General features: G+C 67.4%; 1 protein-coding gene. It reads left to right on the forward strand.

Features of this window, described 5'->3' with window-relative positions:
• Positions 1-239, forward strand: a 239-nt coding sequence (locus ACLJNW_RS28200; RefSeq protein ID WP_410961931.1) for a hypothetical protein, incomplete at both ends; no start/stop codon positions are given.

Here is a 239-nt window from a genome sequence, read left to right on the forward strand (position 1 = left end):
CTCGCACCCAGCCGCGCCCGCGCCCTCAACGGCGCCGCCTACCTTTCCGACCTGTTCCGCAGCCCGATGCTGCCCTCCCTGCAATGGCTCGGCCGCGCCTACAACAGCTCGAAAGAAGGCCTGGACGAAGGCTTCGAACGGCTCGATGCGCTCAGGCGGCAGATGGTCGCCAGCAGCATCCGCGCCATTGCCAACCTGATCGCCGACAACCTCGACGCCCTGCCCATCGAGCCTGAACT

The organism is Salmonella sp. SAL4457, assembly GCF_046548235.1.
Taxonomy (GTDB): Bacteria; Pseudomonadota; Gammaproteobacteria; order Enterobacterales; family Enterobacteriaceae; genus Salmonella; species Salmonella enterica.